The following is a 16,199-nucleotide window of genomic DNA, read 5'->3' as shown; positions in this document are numbered from 1 at the left end:
TTGACCACGCAACCGAGTCCTCAGAGGGTTGCGGACGTGCGCACGACGCCGGCAGCCGTGCGGCGGATTGCGAAGTCGAGAGGTGAGGCACCCTGCCCGGTTGCCTCTCACCAGCGCATACACACCGATTCCGGCAACGCCCCCCGTATGGGGGCCGGTGCGCTGTTCGGGTGAACCAGTCAGGCAGTACGGCTTGCACGCGCAGCAGCGGACCCCCGGCGTGCGGGTGCTCGGGCAGGGTTGAGAACCGGTCGGCCCAGAGGGGCCCTCGGATGCACGGAGCAGCCTTCGGCGAGGCAGTAGTGGACGACCGCAAGGCCTCGGGCGCTCCGGGAACAGCGCCAGGGAGCAGTTCTCGCGGCGAGGCCGGATTCCACGATGTCGGAGGAGGAGAGGAGCGGCCATGCCACCAACTGAGGAGCGGGACACAGATGCCCGTCGGGGGCGCGCCGGCTGTGAGCGGCAGACGGAGATGGACCTGGCCGGCGCGCTCGCGGCGGCGGAAGCCGCCTCCCCGGTCGAATCACTGGACGTTGTGGCGCGGATGCTCAGGGACCGTCTGAACGCTGCAGCGGTCTCGTTCCTCATCGTCGACTTCACCGGGTCGTCGGTGGTGCGGCTCGGCGCGTCTGACAGCGTCGAGTCCGACGAGCCCCCTGAGCGCATCGCTCTGCCCGGCACCCTCTACGGGGACGTGCTACGCACACAACGGCCTGCCCTGCAGCGACAGAGCGGCGGCGGCCCCGTCAGGGTCGTGGCGCCGGTCACCAACCGCGGCGACGCCATCGGCATGCTCGAGCTTTTCCTGCCGGATCATCCCGACGAGGACGCGATGCGGCAGATTGGCGCGACCGCGCACGCCCTGGCCTACATCGTCATCGCCAACCGGTCCTTCACCGACGTCTACCAATGGGGCCGCCGTACTCGGCCCCTGAACCTGGCCGCAGAAATTCAGCACCGGCTCCTCCCCGCCTCACTGGCATGTGAGGCGGCCCAGTTCACGGTCGCCGGAGCACTGGAACCGGCGACGTATGTCGGCGGTGACACCTTCGACTACGTCGTCGACCGCGACACCATGCAGCTCTCCGTCACCGACGCCATGGGCCACGACGTGGAAGCCGCCCTCCTCGCCACCCTGGCCGTGGGCGCCCTCCGCAGGGCCAGACGGGCCGGCGCCGAGCTCGAGGAGCAGGCTCACGAGGCCAACCAGGCAGTCGTCGACAACGGCAGGCAGGGCTTCGTCACCGGGCAGCTGCTCCGCGTCAGCCTGCTCGACGGGACCACCCAGTTTGTCAACGCGGGGCACCCCTGGCCGCTGCGCCTGCGACACGGAACGGTTGACGAGATGGTTCCCAAGGTGGACCTACCCTTCGGTGTCCAGCCCCGTACCGCCTACCGTGTGCAGCGGCTGGACCTGCAACCGGGGGACCGGCTCGTGATGCTCACCGACGGCATGCTCGAGCGCCGCGCCGTGGATGTCGACCTTCCCTCCCTGATCGTGCGCACAGCCGATCTCCACCCCCGCGAGGCCTCCCGCGCTCTGGTCGCTGCGATTCTGCACGCCCACGGCGGGCACCTTCAGGACGACGCGACGGTGATGTGCCTGGACTGGCACGGCACCCACCAGGCCACGCGCAGCGCTAACGCCGGGGCGGACCTCACGGAAGCATCAGCGCCTGAATAGCACTCCGCCCACAACCCACCTTGCAGCCGCGACCCGACGATCACGACCGAAGCGGGGCGGTTGAGCGAACGCCGCCCCCTGGGCGCGCAGCACGCCGATGCTGACGGGCACCCTCACCTCAGGCCGAGGACGGCGGCGCGGATGATTCGGCGGCGCGGCGGTATTCGGCGTTGATGCGCTGGGCTTCTTCGAGCTGGTCCTCGAGGATGATGATGCGGCAGGCGGCCTCGATGGGGGTGCCCTGGTCGACGAGCTCCCGGGCGCGGGCGGCGATACGCAGCTGGTAGCGGGAATAGCGGCGGTGGCCGCCCTCGGAGCGGAGCGGTGTGATCAGGCGGGCCTCTCCGAGGGCGCGGAGGAAGCCCTGGGTGGTGCCGAGCATGTCTGCCGCCCGGCCCATGGTGTAGGCGGGGTAATCGTCGTCGTCGAGACGGCCGAACGAGTCGTCTGCTGTCATTGAACCTCTCTCATGGAACGCGTGGAAGGGCCCTGGTGCCGTACGGCACCAGGGCCCCGAAGGAACTACTACACCATCTGTCGGCCCTGATACTGCGCCGACCCTGTGTTTCCGCCGACCCGTCCGAACGGGGACAGGCTGTGCGGGGATCGCGGTTGCTTGACCGGAGACCACCTCACTATCGATGTCCTGCGGTACCCGGGCTCAAGGCTTCCGCCCGGGCGATCCTGATGGTGCTCGGCTCCTCCGTTCTTCCCTCGGTGATCAACTGTTTACTGCTTGCACTGCTCATACTGCGTACTGCTGGTGGCCTGACCCAGCGCCACTCTTCGGCAGCCAGCCCCGTTGCCCGTCCTGCGTCTGCTCTGGCTTGGAACCCCACTGCCGAACTTCCCGGTGCGCGCGCCCGCAGCCGACGCCTTCACCGAGGTGCTGCTCACTCACTTCACTGCTGGGTACTGCGAACTGCACTCACTTCGGGTACTGCTACTGCGTTAACTGCGTACTGCTCACGGCGGCCCCTGATCACTGCGGGCCGCCCGGTCCGGTCGTCAGTCCCGTCGCCGTCCTGCAACAACCCTGGCTTCGGAACTCCACCACCGCACCGTCATGCGAACTGCAACTGCGGGTACTGCTGCCCGGCAGTTCGTCTCTGCCAGGCCCTGCTGTCTCTCTGGGCTACGAGAGAAACCATAACCACGCCACAGGCCAATGTCTACTCCGGCCGTCACAGATTTTCGCCGAGGAGAGCTAGACCTTCGCGGTCGGACCAGATGTGCAGAGAGCAGCCTGCACAGCAGGTCAGGGGCTCGGACGCCCTGTCCTGTACGGCCGTACCGGTGGATTCGGCTGTCCCATGGTCACCGCATCGCCCGAGCAACCGGTGTCACCCGTCGGGCCTCCGGTGGGAAGACGGTCAGTGCTCTTCTCGACCGGTAGTGCTACCGGTCGAGAGGACGGGACGACCGGTGCATAAAATCGGCTCTCATGTCGAAGCCTGACGAGCTGCTCGTTGACGTTGCCACCTTGGTGGAGTCCGGGCAGAGCAATCAGATGTCTCTGACCGTGGTCACCGGTGGTGCTGTCATCACCGGTCGGCTGGCTCCCGAAGCCGTGTGGAGGCAGCGGGTGTCGGAGGTCCTGACGGACTCGGCCCGCCTGGGTGAGTTCGCCGCCATCTTCACCGCAACGACACCCCAAGAGGGGCTGCCCACCCATCTGCACTTCCATGTGGCCCGCATCCTTCAGGGCACGGTGGGGATCCCGGAGACGGGTGGGATGTATCGCGTCTCGATCGCGGATGTCAGCGCCTGGACCATGGGCGACTTCAGCTACTCCGACCACTGACCCGACATTCGCGTAACTCCCGGTATGCGGGAGGGCCCGACCGGCGCGTGCCGGTCGGGCCCTCCTCGCTGTTGGGGATGTCGGCTCGCGCCGGCCCTGTCCGTCAGACGGTCACCGGGATGCCGAGCAACGCGGAAGCCTGCTGGAGCGGGCTGAGGACACGCGTGGGCACGGCAGCCCGGGGGAGGCCGCGGCAGGTGAACCCGAGCTGGGTCATGGCCCGGAGGACTTCACCGGCGCTGAAGTCACGGCGGTCCTGGCGGGTGATGACCTGACCGACCTGCTTGACGGGGTAGGTACGGCGCCCGATGACCACGGACTCGCCGACGACCTGCTCGGGCTTGACGCCCTTCATCGACTCCAGGACACCGCTCTTGGTCAGGTCGAACGGGAAACGGGCGATGACACAGCGCATGTTGCCTCACAGGAAGTAGAAGGGGACGGTCGTTCCGCGGTGAGGCGGTTCAGCGGGCAAGGGCGAGAACGCCCAGAGCACTGCCCTGCTCGTCGACGACCGGCAGGGCATCGAGCCTGCGGTAGCGCATCGCGTGCTCGGCTTCGGCCATCGTGGTCACGGGCGAGGTGACCGGCCCGCGGCCGCCGAGAACATCGCGCAGACGGACCTGGTCCGTGTACGCCGCGCTGTCGCGGACGGTGGCGAGCCTGGCCTGGGTGACCAGCCCGGTGCACAGGCCGTCCTCGTCGCAGACGAGCAGATGACCCGCGCGGGCACTGGCCATGACAGCCAGGACCACCTCGACCGTCATGTCGTCACAGACCTGTGGACCGGCCGCCTCCATCGCGTCGCCCACCGTCCGGTGCACAGGGTTGGCGTTTGCCGAGCGGGGCTGCATCTGGACCAGCGTCACAACGTGCCTCCTGCAGAGATGGGTCAGTTTCCTGATCACGTGGTTCTCAGGCCGCCGCATCGAAGGCGGACTGCCGCACGCTCACACGCCGGACCGTCGACGCGGGCCGTCGCCTGCCACGGGAGGCCGTGCTGCGCTTGGCACGTTCGACGACCGGTGCGGCAATGATGACGGGGACGCCGGAGGGTGCCTGGGCACCGGTGATCCGGTTCAGGGCCTCTTCGCCCGAGCGGACCTGGGTGGTCTGCGGGGTGATGCCCGCAGCCTGCATGAGGCGGGTCATGTCGCGGCGCTGGTTGGGGGTGACCAGGGTGACGACGCTGCCGGACTCGCCGGCGCGGGCGGTGCGGCCACCCCGGTGGAGGTAGTCCTTGGGGTCGGTGGGCGGGTCGACGTTCACGACGAGGTCGAGGTTGTCGACGTGGATGCCGCGCGCCGCCACGTTCGTCGCGACCAGCACGGTCACGTGGCCGGTCTTGAACTGGGCGAGGGTGCGGGTGCGCTGCGGCTGCGACTTCCCGCCGTGCAGGGCGGCGGCCCGGACACCACTGTTCAGCAGGTCCTGGGTCAGCCGGTCGACGGCGTGCTTGGTGTCGAGGAACATCATCACCCGGCCCTCGCGCGCCGCGATCTCCGTGGTTGTCCGGTGCTTGTCGGCGCCGTGGACGTGCAGCACGTGGTGCTCCATCGTGGTCACCGCACCGGCCGAGGGATCCACCGAGTGCACGACCGGGTCGGTCAGGTAGCGACGGACCAGCAGGTCGACATTGCGGTCCAGGGTCGCGGAGAACAGCATCCGCTGCCCCTCGGGGCGCACCTGGTCCAGGAGAGCGGTGACCTGCGGCATGAAGCCCATGTCGGCCATCTGGTCGGCTTCGTCCAGGACGGTGATCGCGACCGGATTCAGCCGGCAGTCGCCGCGGTCGATGAGGTCCTTCAACCGGCCGGGCGTGGCTACGACGACCTCCGTGCCTCCGCGCAGCGCTCCGGCCTGCTTGCCGATCGACATGCCGCCGACGACCGTGGTCAGGCGCAGTTTCACGGCGCGGGCGTACGGCGTGAGGGCGTCGGTCACCTGCTGGGCCAGCTCGCGGGTGGGGACGAGGACCAGGGCGAGCGGCTGGCGGGGCTCGGCGCGCTGTCCGGCGGTGCGGGCCAGCAGGGCGAGACCGAACGCGAGGGTCTTGCCGGAGCCGGTGCGCCCGCGGCCGAGCACGTCACGGCCCGCAAGGGTGTTGGGCAGGGTGGCGCCCTGGATCGGGAAGGGCACGGTCACACCCTGCGCGCCGAGAGCGGCCAACAGCTCGGCCGGCATGGCGAGGTCGGCGAAGGCCTCGACGGCGGGCAGCGCGGGAGTGATGGTCTTCGGCAGGGCGAACTCGCCTTGGACCGCGGCGGGCCGGCGGCCGTAGCCGCCCGAGCGGCTCGAACGTCCGGAACGGCTCGGGGTTGACGATCCGAACCGGTTGCCCCGTTCCGAACCGGCGGCAGCGCCGAAAGTGGGGCCGCCGGTGCGCGTGCGGGTGCGGGAGGAACGGTCGTTCGTACGTGTGCGGTTCATTCAGAACCTTCCTTGATACGGCACGTATCAAGGAATTCCCGCAGCGGAAACGCAGCGCAGGGAATCACAAGAACGGGCCGAATGGAATGCGAAAGCGACTCTGGACTACAGAGATTCTGTACGGTCGCAGGCACTGGGATGGGGTGGCGTCATGTGGACGCGAAATCCAGAAAAATCGAGTGGGTGAAGCTCCGAGGAGGCTGTAACCCTGAATGCTTCATCCCGCAGGTGACACCACTACGGGGAATGGGCGCAGCTGGGGCCCGCACCCCGAGGGATGCGGGCCCCAGCTACGAAATGCGCGTCAGCGTCAGGCGGGAACGATGTTCTCGGCCGTCGGGCCCTTCTGGCCCTGTGCGATGTCGAAGGTGACCTTCTGGCCTTCCAGCAGCTCGCGGAAGCCCTGGGCTGCGATGTTCGAGAAGTGGGCGAAGACGTCGTCGCCGCCACCGTCCTGCTCGATGAAGCCGAAGCCCTTTGCCGCGTTGAACCACTTCACGGTGCCAGATGCCATGTCATATCTCCTTTGGGGCAGTACACCAGCGTCCGCACTGTACGGACACCGTGTCGCCGCGATGATGCCCCGCCGGATATCTACCGGAAATATGAAGTGCTCGAAAGTGGCGCGAAGGCCGACTGGAGCACTTGAAGTTTTTGGGTACCAAAACTGCAACCGAGATCGACAGTAGCATGCCGCAGCGGTTGGTGTGCGTGAAATATCTCCATCGTGTGCGGCGCGGAAAAACTCTCCCTGCGGGGTCCATTAAACTCTCTGACCGCGGGGATAGATATTGATTCCCCCCGAGTGCAGCGTTTCGGGAGCAAGGGTGTCCGCCAGCTGCGACGTGCGGTCCATCGGAACGTGAGCCTGCGGGGTGGGTCCGCAGCGCCCTCCCGATGGGATCAGCAGCTCGCAGGTGCTCCATGGCGGTCTCGGGGGCGCTCACGGCGAGGCGGCGTGACCAGCCCCCACACTCGCTACACGTCTGGTCCACAGCGCCTGACCATCACTGCGGTCGTTCGCGCAGCCGCTCTCGAAGGTGGAGGAGAACCTCGGTGTCGGCGATGTCGACCAGGGCTGCCAACAGGATCCGGATACGTACCTCATCGCCGTGGCGCACAGCCTGCACGATGGCCTCGGCGGTGGCGGCCGCCTCGGCGGGAAGGCATAGCGGGCCGGCCGTGGCCCACACGTGAACGGCAGGACCATCCCTGCCCGGCCGCTCCGCCGGAGTCTCCTGCTCAGGGTCACTGCCTTCATCCATCGGCACCCGCGGGAACCTCCTGACGAGATGATCGGCTGAATGGTGATCTCCAGGACCATCTCGCCGACGCGGCTGGACCATAAGCCCCCCGAGTCCCGGTGCGCAGCTTTCTCCGAGACTCGCATCAGTGGAGACCGGTGTGTGAAGCCTGTCCCGCTGAGAGGCGTGGCACTCTCGTCGCGAGCACCGTTGGCGGGGAAGGGTGGCGCAGGGGATGGCTGAGTTGAAGTTCGAAACCGTCGTGTGCCCGCACTGTTCGGCCTGCCCAGCCACTGGGCAGGCCCGTACCATCGCCGTCGACCGGCGCCGGGTGACGGTGACGTGGCATCTCCCTTCCTGCCCGCACTACGCCGCCGATTGTGTGTTGGCCGGGAAAGAGGACTAGGTAGTCCCGCCTCGGGTCTGCGCCGCCCCTTCCGGTCAACCGCCTCTTTGGGAAGGCGAATTCACGCGGCGGGGGCAGTCGTGTGACGCAGGTCATCAAGAATGCGTCTCGCGGGTCCGAGATCGGCGGGGCCCGTGTGGTGCAAGTGGTGCGTGAAGGGCCCTTCGAGCAGGGCATTCCCGCCAGTTGGGGCACGCAGAGGGCACGGCAGGGGCTGAGAGGTCTAGACAATGAAGAAGGCCCAGGTCGCTGACCTGGGCCTTCTTGTAAGAGCGGATGACGGGAATCGAACCCGCGCTATAAGCTTGGGAATCTATGGCGGGCGGGGTATCTGTAATGCGCCTGACCTGCGAAAACAGCCCGCTGAGGGAGCTGCCGCGAGGGTCTGCGCGTGCCCGTATGGACCGCTGTTCACCGCTCCGCAGGGCACGGATGGGGCACGTGTCTGCCGGATTGGCGGGATGGGGCATTTCCCCCACTCGGTAGGCGAATCGCCAAGGGTTGCTGCTGAGGGCCACGTGCCACAGAGGTAGATCGTGCGTCGCCGCGTCGGTGATTGCGCCTTGCCTCCCGAAAACGTGAGAGTTGACGCAAGGGGACCGGGGCGAGAGACTGGTTGCGTGTTCTCTCCTTGGTCCGTGAGAGGAGGCGCAAGGAGGCGGGCATGGAATTTCTGTCGGTGAAACAGGCTGCGGCCCTGCTCGGGGTGGACGACTCCCGTGTTCGTCAGTTGCTGCATGACGGAAAGCTCCAAGGGCAACGAGTCGGAGGTCGTTGGCTGGTCGCAGGGGACAGCGTCCGGGATCGCAAGGACCGTGGCCCTCGTTCGCGGAGACCGCTGTCGGCCCGCAATGCCTGGGGCGTTCTGGCGGTGCTGGACGGCCATCAGCCGGTGGGTCTGTCCGATGCCGAGAAGTCCCGGGTGCGGATGCGGTTGCGGAATCTCCTTGCCCACGGGCAACTGGCGCCGGACCTGCTCCAGGAGCTTCTTGCTGCCCGCGCCGAGGTTCGCTCGTACCGCGTTCATTCAGGCGTACTGCCGGTTCTGCTCGCCGCTCAGGATGTGGTGAGGGGGGGAGCGAGCGCCGCGGCGCAGGCGGGGGCGGACTACGTCGCTCTCGGGCGTGCGGAGATCTACGTACATCCCGACAGGCTTGACAAGCTGGAAGCCGAGTTCGGCATGGTCCGTGACGAAGGGCGGGGCAATGTCTCGGTCCGAATCCCCCCGGCGGAGATGTGGCCGTTCCTGACCTCAAGGTCTGAAACGCCCGGGCAGGGCCGTGACGTCCCCGCCTCAGTGGTGGCGGCCGACTTGCTGGACCGCCATGAGGGCCGAGCCGACGCTGCCGCAGCCGGGTTGCTTGAGTCTCTGCTGGCTCGCTACGCGCAGCCTCGGAAGGTGTGATCATGGCGGCTGATCTGCCCGACGTACGACTGGAGTCGGACCTGTTCACCAGCCCGCTGGTGGAGTTGTGGGGCGTGCTGTTCGACCTTGCGGAGCAGGTGCCGGACGCCTGGTCGCTGATCGGCGGGCAGATGGTGCTCCTGCACGGCCTGGAGCACGGTCGGACCCCACCGGCGGCGAGCGCCGACCTGGATGTCCTGGCTGACGTGCAGTCGGACCAGCAGAGCTTGCGCCGTTTGGTTGCGGCGCTGGAACGGCTCGGATTCTCCCCCGCCGGCATGTCGCCGCAGGGCAATCTGTTGCACCGCTATCAGCGCGGTGTGGAGCCACAGCGGTTGGTGGTGGATCTGCTGGCGCCTGACAACCTCGGCCCCCGTGCAGACCTCACAACGACGCCGCCCGGTCGCACGCTGGAGGTGCCAGGGGGCCGTCAGGCTGCGCGGAGAACCGAGGCTGTGAGTGTGCGACTGGGGCCGCGGACCGGCCGGATCCGTCGCCCCAGCCTGTTGGGGGCGATCGTGGCGAAGGCTGCAGCGGTGAGCATCAAGACCGCTTCACCGGAGCGGCACTACCGCGATCTGGCGTTCTTGCTCTCGTTGCCCGCCAATCCACTGCAACTCAGAGATCAACTCGACAAGGGCGACCGTAAGAAGCTCGCGTTCGCGAAGGCCTTGAGCGAGCCGCAGCACGCAGCTTGGCGTCAACTGGCCGACGAGGGCGCCCGGGCGGACGGCCAGGCCATGTACGCGTTCTTGTCTCCGCCTGCGACGACGTGAGAACAGCCGAAGGCCCGCGACCTCGTCGCCGTCAAGGTGGTGCACAAGTGGTGCGGGACTCCTGAATAGGTCTAGGCAACACAAAAGCCCCAGGTCGTTGACCTGGGGCTTTGTCGTGGAGCGGATGACGGGAATCGAACCCGCGCTATAAGCTTGGGAAGCTCATGTTCTACCATTAAACTACATCCGCGCAGCGGTCCAGTTGTCTGGATCGGTAGCGTTGTCCACTCTACCCCATGATCGACCCCCGGTGAATCCGCCCCGGTGGCGTTGGCGCGTGGCGTGTGCACGGAGGCGTGTGGGGGCGGGAGTTGGGGCGTACCGTGGGGGTGCCGGAGCGGCGGCTGGAGTGGGTCCCGATCATCCCCTAATGTGGCGATTCGTCGCAGTACAGCTCGTTGGGGAAAGGGACTCGATGGAGCACACCGTCGTCCGTTGTGCCGAAGGGCACGTTTTCAGTACCGCCTCCTTCCCGCTGCAGCACCTCGGTGCCGGCCGGATCGGGCCCGGGCGGCTGTTGCGGTGTCCGCGGTGCGCGCGGCTGAGGCAGGCCGTGCCCGTGGGTGGTGCCGTCAGGCGGTAGTGGGGACGGCAGGTTCCGGCAGGCGTGGCGCGCGGGTGCCGCTCTCGATTGGGGGTGGCCCGCGCGCTCTGCGTATCCTCGGGACGTGCTTCTCTCTGACAAAGACATCCGGGCCGAGATCGACAGCGGACGGGTTCGCATCGACCCGTTCGAGGAGTCGATGGTGCAGCCCTCCAGCATCGACGTACGCCTCGACCGGTTCTTCCGGGTGTTCGAGAATCACCGGTACGCCCACATCGACCCGGCGATCGAGCAGGTGGACCTGACCCGGATGGTCGAGCCGGAGGGGGACGAGGCCTTCATCCTGCACCCCGGGGAGTTCGTGCTCGCGTCGACCTACGAGGTCATCTCGCTGCCCGACGACATCGCCTCCAGGCTGGAGGGGAAGTCCAGCCTGGGCCGCCTCGGTCTGGTGACGCATTCGACCGCCGGGTTCATCGACCCCGGGTTCTCGGGGCACGTGACCCTGGAGCTGTCGAACCTCGCCACGCTGCCGATCAAGCTCTGGCCGGGCATGAAGATCGGGCAGCTGTGCATGTTCCGGCTCAGCTCGCCCGCGGAGTTCCCGTACGGCAGCGAGCGGTACGGGTCCAGGTACCAGGGCCAGCGCGGGCCGACCGCCTCGCGCTCCTTCCAGAACTTCCACCGCACCCAGGTGAGGCACGAGGCATGAGCAACGGCGCAGTGCGCGAGAATCTTGACTACGAGGGGTTCGGGCGGGCTGTGCGCGAGCTCGCGCAGACCATCGCCGACGACGGGTACGAGCCCGACATCATCCTGAGCATCGCCCGCGGCGGGGTGTTCGTCGCCGGCGGGCTGGCGTACGCGCTCGACTGCAAGAACATCCACCTGGTGAACGTGGAGTTCTACACGGGCGTGGGCACCACCCTGGAGATGCCGGTCATGCTCGCGCCGGTGCCCGAGGCGATCGACTTCACCGACAAGAAGGTCCTCATCGCCGATGACGTGGCCGACACCGGCAAGACCCTGAAGCTCGTCCACGACTTCTGCCTCGGCCACGTCGCCGAGGTGCGCTCCGCCGTCATCTACGAGAAGTCCCACTCGCTCGTGAAGTGCGAGTACGTGTGGAAGAAGACCGACGAGTGGATCAACTTTCCCTGGTCGGTCGAGCCGCCCGTCGTGCGGCGTGAGGGACAGGTTCTCGACGCCTAGGGGACGTGGACGCGTCTCACGCGTGAGAGGGCCCGCCGTGCGGTTGTCGCGCGGCGGGCCCTCTCTCGTGTGCGTGACGTGACCGGGCGGTCAGATCGTGCCCAGTTTGATGATCGACAGCAGTGCGATCAGCTGGATCGCCGACGCGCCCAGGGCCTTCGGCCACGGCAGGTCGTGGGACTTGCCGATCAGCGCCGTGAACAGGGCGCCCGCCGCCAGCCAGGTGGCCCAGCCGAGGACCTGGACCAGCCCGTTGTCGCCGCCCAGGAACACGGCGAAGAGCAGGCGCGGGGCGTCCGTCAGCGACATGACCAGCATGGACAGGCCCACGGTGGGCTGCCAGGAGCCGTCGCCGCCCAGCTGGCGGGCCAGCGTGTGGGTGACCGCGCCGAGCAGCAGCCCGCAGATCACGAAGGCCACGCCCGTCGAGAGGACGATCGGCACGGCCTTGGAGAGGGTCGCGTTGATCACGTCCTGCCGGGCGTCGTCGAGGCCGAAGACCGCGAGGAGCCCGTAGAGGAAGGTCACGGTCAGCGCCGGACCCCAGACGGCGTAGTCGCGCATCTGGAGGAAGGTCTGGCCCGGCCGCGTCACGATGCCGCGCAGCAGATCCTTCCACGGCAGCCGCGGGCCGGACGGGGCGGCCGCGGCCGCGCCCGCCTGGTACGTCGCGCCCTGGCCGTACGGGTCCTCGCCGACGGCGAAGACCTGGGTGTGCCCCGGGTTGTCGTTGGTGTAGCCCCCGTGACCGCCCTGGCCGCCGTGCCCGCCCTGGCCGCCGTGGCCGTACGGGGCCTGCGGGTGCTGCTGCTGGCCGTACGGGTCGAAGTACTCGGGCTCGCCGTGTCCCCCGGCGCCCGGCTGCGGCCACTGCTGTTGCGGCGGCGGGCCTGCGGGAGGGTAGGGCTGCTGGCCGTACGGAGGCGGTTGCTGCTGTCCGTACGGCTGCTGCCGCGGAGGTTGTTGCGGGGTGCGGTTGTTGTCCCGGCCGCGTCCGATCCTGAATCCAGCCACGTGATCGAAAGTACCTGGTCCCGCCGCGCCCCGTGGACGGGCGGCCGGAAGGAGGGGCCTTTGCGGCTGACCTGTGACATCCCCTAGGGGGCGGCAGGGTGTCCGGTTTACATGGCTGCGTCGGATTCTGTGGGCCTTCGTTACGTTACCGACGGAATGCCCACATATGGGGCCCGTAGCTTCGTGTCCGTCGACGACGCCTCGCAGAGCAATCGCCAGAGCACGAGTACGAGCACGAGAAGAGCACCCATCATGCGCAGCACCCGCCGCACCACCCTCCGTACCGCCGCCGTCCTCACCGGCGCGGCCGCCGTCCTGGCCCTCCCCGTCGGGTCCGCCTTCGCGGACTCCCCGGCCGTTCCGGAGCCGGAGGTGCTGCCCGGCATCGAGCAGCCGCAGGTCGACCCGTCCGTCGACCCGTCCGTCGACCCGTCGGTCAAGCCCACCCAGCCCACAAAGCCGGCGAAGCCCACCCCTCCGCCGGCGAAGCCGACCGCCGGCGTCCGGGTGTACGTCACCACCGTGAAGCTGGCCGACGGCTCCGTGGCCAAGGTCTACAGGCTCGGCGCGCACCACTTCGAGGCGGACATCTTCTCCGGCTCCACGAAGCTCGACACCCTGGTCAGCAAGGGCGGCGCCGCCGCGTACGGCCAGAACAACGGGCTGCACGTCGTGCTCCAGCCGAACGGCACCGTGACCACCTGGATGGAGGGCGGGGAGAAGCCGAAGCCGCACGTCAAGCCCGAGGTGAAGAAGGAGAGCTCGGTGCGGATCACCATGCCCGACGGCCGCACGGCCAAGCTGGTCGACGGCCCGTACGGCAAGCGCGTCGACCTCTCGATGCCGAACGGGAAGGCCCTCGGCAGCATCGACCTGAAGCACCCGAGCACGCAGAACGACGGCTGGACGTACAAGCTCGTCCAGGACGGCAAGCGCGTGAAGTTCGTCGTCATCGACGGCAAGGGCGGCGGGAACAGCTGGGTGTACGACTTCAACGGCAAGCTGATCGAGAAGTACACCGTGCAGAAGGACGCGAAGAACGACGCGAAGAAGGGCGAGGCGAAGCCCGCCGTCGTCGGGAAGGTCGTGCCCAAGGGCGGCGTGCAGGCCGGCGCGGAGGGTGTCGCCGAGCCTACGGGCGACACGCCGAAGCTGGTCGCCGCGGGCGGCGGGATGGCCGCGGTGGGTGCGGCCGGCCTCGGCTTCGCGATGCTCCGCCGCCGGTCCTCCTGACCAGGTCCGAGCGGGTGTGACACCACAGCGCAACGGCCGGTCCCCCGCGGGGGACCGGCCGTTGCGCTGTGTGCTGCGGGGCGCCGCGTACTGCTACTTGGCTTCCTCGGGCTTCGCCTCGGCGGCCACATCGGCCTCCGTCTCCGCCTCCGCCTCCGCCTCGACCTCGACCGGCTCCGGCGTCTTCACCGAGTCCAGCAGCAGCTGCGCCACGTCGACGACCTGCACGGACTCCTTCGCCTTGCCGTCGTTCTTCTTGCCGTTCACCGAGTCGGTGAGCATGACGAGGCAGAACGGGCAGGCGGTCGACACGATGTCCGGGTTGAGGGACAGCGCCTCGTCGACGCGCTCGTTGTTGATGCGCTTGCCGATCCGCTCCTCCATCCACATCCGCGCGCCACCGGCGCCGCAGCAGAAGCCCCGCTCCTTGTGGCGGTGCATCTCCTGCTGGCGCAGCCCCGGCACGGCCGACATGATCTCGCGCGGCGGCGTGTAGACCTTGTTGTGCCGGCCCAGGTAGCACGGGTCGTGGTACGTGATCAGGCCCTCGACCGGCGTCACCGGCGTGAGGCGGCCCTCGTCGATCAGGTGCTGGAGCAGCTGCGTGTGGTGGATGACCTCGTACTCGCCGCCCAGCTGCGGGTACTCGTTCGCGATGGTGTTGAAGCAGTGCGGGCAGGTCGAGACGATCCGCTTCGCCGACTTCGGCTTGCGGGTCGACGGGTCTTCGTCGTCCTCGCCGAACGCCATGTTCAGCATGGCCACGTTCTCCTGGCCCAGCTGCTGGAACAGCGGCTCGTTGCCCAGGCGGCGGGGCGAGTCACCGGTGCACTTCTCGTCGCCGCCCATGATCGCGAACTTGACGCCCGCGATGTTCAGCAGCTCCGCGAAGGCCTTCGTCGTCTTCTTGGCCCGGTCCTCCAGGGCGCCGGCGCAGCCGACCCAGTAGAGGTAGTCGAACTCCGAGAGGTCCTCGGCGTCCTTGCCGATGATCGGGACCTCGAAGTCGACCTCCTTGGTCCACTCGACGCGCTGCTTCTTCGCCAGGCCCCAGGGGTTGCCCTTCTTCTCCAGGTTCTTGAGCATCGTGCCCGCCTCCGACGGGAACGCGCTCTCGATCATCACCTGGTAGCGGCGCATGTCGACGATGTGGTCGATGTGCTCGATGTCGACCGGGCACTGCTCCACGCACGCACCGCAGGTGGTGCAGGACCACAGCACGTCCGGGTCGATGACGCCGTTCTCCTCGGCGGTGCCGATCAGCGGGCGCTCGGCCTCCGCGAGGGCGGCGGCCGGGACGTCCTTCAGCTGCTCCGCCGTCGCCTTCTCGTTGCCCTCCATGTCCTTGCCGCCGCCGGCGAGCAGGTACGGGGCCTTGGCGTGCGCGTGGTCGCGCAGCGACATGATCAGGAGCTTCGGGGACAGCGGCTTGCCGGTGTTCCAGGCCGGGCACTGCGACTGGCAGCGGCCGCACTCCGTGCACGTGGAGAAGTCGAGGATGCCCTTCCAGGAGAACTGCTCGACCTGCGAGACGCCGAAGACGTCGTCCTCGCCCGGGTCCTCGAAGTCGATCTGCTTGCCGCCGCTGGTCATCGGCTGGAGGGCGCCGAGCGCGGTCGCGCCGTCGGCGTTCCGCTTGAACCAGATGTTCGGGAAGCCGAGGAAGCGGTGCCAGGCGACACCCATGTTGGTGTTGAGCGAGACCACGATCATCCAGATCAGCGAGGTGCCGATCTTGATCATCGCGGTGAGGTAGATGGCGTTCTGCAGGGCGCCGAGCGAGAGCCCCTTGAAGGCCAGCACGAGCGGGTACGACACGAAGTACGCCGCGTCGTACGAGTCCACGTGGTGGATGGCGCCTTCGAGGCCGCGCAGCGCGAGGATGGCGAGGCCGATGGTCAGGATGATGTACTCGACGAAGTACGCCTGCCAGGCCTTCGAGCCGGTGAAGCGCGACTTGCGGCCCGCCCGGGAGGGCAGGTTGAGCAGCCGGATCGCGATGAGGACGAGGATGCCCACGACCGTCATCAGGCCGATGAACTCGATGTACATCTCGAACGGCAGGAAGCCGCCGATGACCGGCAGCGTCCAGTCGGCCTGGAAGAGCTGCCCGTAGGCCTGCGCCAGTGTGGGCGGCAGCGTCAGGAAGCCGACGGCGACGAACCAGTGCGCGAAGCCGACGATGCCCCAGCGGTTCATCCGGCTGTGGCCCAGGAACTCCCGGACCAGGGTGATCGTTCGGGCCTTCGGGTCGTCCGTACGGCTGCCGGCCGGCACGGGCTGGCCGAGCTTCACGAAGCGGTAGATCTGCGCCACGGCTCGGGCGAGCAGCGCGACGCCGACCACGGTCAGGACCAGCGACACGATGATCGCGGCGAGTTGCATGGAAGGGCTCCTCGGGCGGCACTTACTAAGCGGTAACTTATGAAGTCAAGGCTTGAGGTTAC

16 protein-coding genes and 1 tRNA gene are annotated in these 16,199 nt (G+C 68.1%); 8 read left to right on the top strand and 9 right to left on the bottom strand.

Annotated features, from left to right (window positions below; translation table 11 throughout):
• Positions 1–472: 472 nt before the first annotated feature.
• The gene (locus tag ACTVZO_RS20600) at positions 473–1,684 is read left to right on the top strand and encodes a PP2C family protein-serine/threonine phosphatase (protein WP_443299789.1); all 1,212 of its coding nucleotides are present in this window, start codon (positions 473–475) and stop codon (positions 1,682–1,684) included.
• Positions 1,685–1,802: 118 nt separating this feature from the next.
• Here ACTVZO_RS20600 and ACTVZO_RS20595 read toward each other — a convergent pair whose 3' ends face one another.
• Entirely contained in the window at positions 1,803–2,141 is a 339-nt protein-coding gene (locus tag ACTVZO_RS20595; RefSeq protein ID WP_030726644.1) for a MerR family transcriptional regulator, read from the bottom strand.
• A 987-nt stretch (positions 2,142–3,128) separates the two neighbouring features.
• On the opposite strand from ACTVZO_RS20595, the gene ACTVZO_RS20590 reads away from it, so the two are divergent.
• On the top strand, positions 3,129–3,488 hold the full coding sequence (locus tag ACTVZO_RS20590; RefSeq protein WP_443299788.1) for a hypothetical protein: 360 nt from the start codon (positions 3,129–3,131) through the stop codon (positions 3,486–3,488).
• 103 nt (positions 3,489–3,591) lie between these two features.
• Here ACTVZO_RS20590 and ACTVZO_RS20585 read toward each other — a convergent pair whose 3' ends face one another.
• The 5 genes from ACTVZO_RS20585 to ACTVZO_RS20565 form a co-directional block, all read right to left on the bottom strand.
• Positions 3,592–3,903, bottom strand: a complete 312-nt coding sequence (locus ACTVZO_RS20585) for an SCO5918 family protein (RefSeq protein ID WP_443299787.1) — start codon at positions 3,901–3,903, stop codon at positions 3,592–3,594.
• Between the two features lie 49 nt (positions 3,904–3,952).
• The gene (locus ACTVZO_RS20580; protein WP_443299786.1) at positions 3,953–4,357 is read right to left on the bottom strand and encodes a CBS domain-containing protein; all 405 of its coding nucleotides are present in this window, start codon (positions 4,355–4,357) and stop codon (positions 3,953–3,955) included.
• A 46-nt stretch (positions 4,358–4,403) separates the two neighbouring features.
• Positions 4,404–5,918, bottom strand: coding sequence for a DEAD/DEAH box helicase (locus ACTVZO_RS20575; protein WP_443299785.1), 1,515 nt, complete (start codon positions 5,916–5,918; stop codon positions 4,404–4,406).
• A 310-nt stretch (positions 5,919–6,228) separates the two neighbouring features.
• Complete coding sequence (locus tag ACTVZO_RS20570) at positions 6,229–6,432, bottom strand: cold-shock protein (RefSeq protein ID WP_030647895.1); 204 nt, start codon at positions 6,430–6,432, stop codon at positions 6,229–6,231.
• A gap of 493 nt (positions 6,433–6,925) precedes the next feature.
• Entirely contained in the window at positions 6,926–7,189 is a 264-nt protein-coding gene (locus tag ACTVZO_RS20565; RefSeq protein WP_443299784.1) for a hypothetical protein, read from the bottom strand.
• A gap of 1,043 nt (positions 7,190–8,232) precedes the next feature.
• On the opposite strand from ACTVZO_RS20565, the gene ACTVZO_RS20560 reads away from it, so the two are divergent.
• Positions 8,233–8,973, top strand: coding sequence for a helix-turn-helix domain-containing protein (locus ACTVZO_RS20560; protein WP_266879765.1), 741 nt, complete (start codon positions 8,233–8,235; stop codon positions 8,971–8,973).
• Positions 8,974–8,975: 2 nt separating this feature from the next.
• Positions 8,976–9,749: a hypothetical protein gene (locus ACTVZO_RS20555; RefSeq protein ID WP_443299783.1), complete on the top strand. Its 774-nt coding sequence runs from the start codon at positions 8,976–8,978 to the stop codon at positions 9,747–9,749.
• A 116-nt stretch (positions 9,750–9,865) separates the two neighbouring features.
• Here ACTVZO_RS20555 and ACTVZO_RS20550 read toward each other — a convergent pair.
• A tRNA-Gly gene (locus ACTVZO_RS20550) sits at positions 9,866–9,939 on the bottom strand.
• A gap of 180 nt (positions 9,940–10,119) precedes the next feature.
• On the opposite strand from ACTVZO_RS20550, the gene ACTVZO_RS20545 reads away from it, so the two are divergent.
• The 3 genes from ACTVZO_RS20545 to ACTVZO_RS20535 all read left to right on the top strand — a co-directional run bounded on the left by ACTVZO_RS20545 (position 10,120) and on the right by ACTVZO_RS20535 (position 11,505).
• Complete coding sequence (locus ACTVZO_RS20545) at positions 10,120–10,332, top strand: hypothetical protein (protein WP_384215272.1); 213 nt, start codon at positions 10,120–10,122, stop codon at positions 10,330–10,332.
• An 85-nt stretch (positions 10,333–10,417) separates the two neighbouring features.
• Positions 10,418–11,005 (top strand): dCTP deaminase, encoded by a 588-nt coding sequence (gene dcd, locus ACTVZO_RS20540; RefSeq protein ID WP_030755680.1) that lies wholly within the window; start codon positions 10,418–10,420, stop codon positions 11,003–11,005.
• Positions 11,002–11,505 (top strand): phosphoribosyltransferase, encoded by a 504-nt coding sequence (locus ACTVZO_RS20535; RefSeq protein ID WP_443299782.1) that lies wholly within the window; start codon positions 11,002–11,004, stop codon positions 11,503–11,505. Before dcd ends, ACTVZO_RS20535 begins: the two co-directional genes overlap by 4 nt.
• 90 nt (positions 11,506–11,595) lie before the next feature.
• Here the strand turns inward: ACTVZO_RS20535 and ACTVZO_RS20530 are convergent, their stop codons facing one another.
• A complete protein-coding gene (locus ACTVZO_RS20530; RefSeq protein ID WP_443299781.1) occupies positions 11,596–12,519 on the bottom strand; it encodes a Yip1 family protein in 924 nt (307 codons plus the stop codon).
• Positions 12,520–12,771: 252 nt separating this feature from the next.
• Between ACTVZO_RS20530 and ACTVZO_RS20525 the strand changes: the two genes are divergently transcribed.
• Positions 12,772–13,752 carry a hypothetical protein gene (locus ACTVZO_RS20525; RefSeq protein WP_443299780.1) on the top strand — a complete coding sequence of 327 codons (981 nt, stop codon included), beginning with the start codon at positions 12,772–12,774 and terminating at the stop codon, positions 13,750–13,752.
• Positions 13,753–13,845: 93 nt separating this feature from the next.
• Here ACTVZO_RS20525 and ACTVZO_RS20520 read toward each other — a convergent pair whose 3' ends face one another.
• Positions 13,846–16,137: a heterodisulfide reductase-related iron-sulfur binding cluster gene (locus ACTVZO_RS20520; protein ID WP_443299779.1), complete on the bottom strand. Its 2,292-nt coding sequence runs from the start codon at positions 16,135–16,137 to the stop codon at positions 13,846–13,848.
• Positions 16,138–16,199: the final 62 nt, after the last annotated feature.

Source organism: Streptomyces sp. IBSNAI002, assembly GCF_052244475.1.
In the GTDB taxonomy this organism is placed as follows: Bacteria; Actinomycetota; Actinomycetes; order Streptomycetales; family Streptomycetaceae; genus Streptomyces.
This window is presented reverse-complemented; position numbering and strand designations above follow the sequence as displayed.

Bases quoted from the DNA above. Each gene is read 5' to 3' on its own strand.
- ACTVZO_RS20600 (WP_443299789.1), top strand. From the start codon at position 473: ATGGACCTGGCCGGCGCGCTCGCGGCGGCGGAAGCCGCCTCCCCGGTC.
- ACTVZO_RS20595 (WP_030726644.1), bottom strand. From the start codon at position 2,141: ATGACAGCAGACGACTCGTTCGGCCGTCTCGACGACGACGATTACCCC.
- ACTVZO_RS20590 (WP_443299788.1), top strand. From the start codon at position 3,129: ATGTCGAAGCCTGACGAGCTGCTCGTTGACGTTGCCACCTTGGTGGAG.
- ACTVZO_RS20585 (WP_443299787.1), bottom strand. From the start codon at position 3,903: ATGCGCTGTGTCATCGCCCGTTTCCCGTTCGACCTGACCAAGAGCGGT.
- ACTVZO_RS20575 (WP_443299785.1), bottom strand. From the start codon at position 5,918: ATGAACCGCACACGTACGAACGACCGTTCCTCCCGCACCCGCACGCGC.
- ACTVZO_RS20570 (WP_030647895.1), bottom strand. From the start codon at position 6,432: ATGGCATCTGGCACCGTGAAGTGGTTCAACGCGGCAAAGGGCTTCGGC.
- ACTVZO_RS20560 (WP_266879765.1), top strand. From the start codon at position 8,233: ATGGAATTTCTGTCGGTGAAACAGGCTGCGGCCCTGCTCGGGGTGGAC.
- ACTVZO_RS20555 (WP_443299783.1), top strand. From the start codon at position 8,976: ATGGCGGCTGATCTGCCCGACGTACGACTGGAGTCGGACCTGTTCACC.
- ACTVZO_RS20545 (WP_384215272.1), top strand. From the start codon at position 10,120: ATGTGGCGATTCGTCGCAGTACAGCTCGTTGGGGAAAGGGACTCGATG.
- ACTVZO_RS20535 (WP_443299782.1), top strand. From the start codon at position 11,002: ATGAGCAACGGCGCAGTGCGCGAGAATCTTGACTACGAGGGGTTCGGG.
- ACTVZO_RS20525 (WP_443299780.1), top strand. From the start codon at position 12,772: ATGCGCAGCACCCGCCGCACCACCCTCCGTACCGCCGCCGTCCTCACC.
- ACTVZO_RS20520 (WP_443299779.1), bottom strand. From the start codon at position 16,137: ATGCAACTCGCCGCGATCATCGTGTCGCTGGTCCTGACCGTGGTCGGC.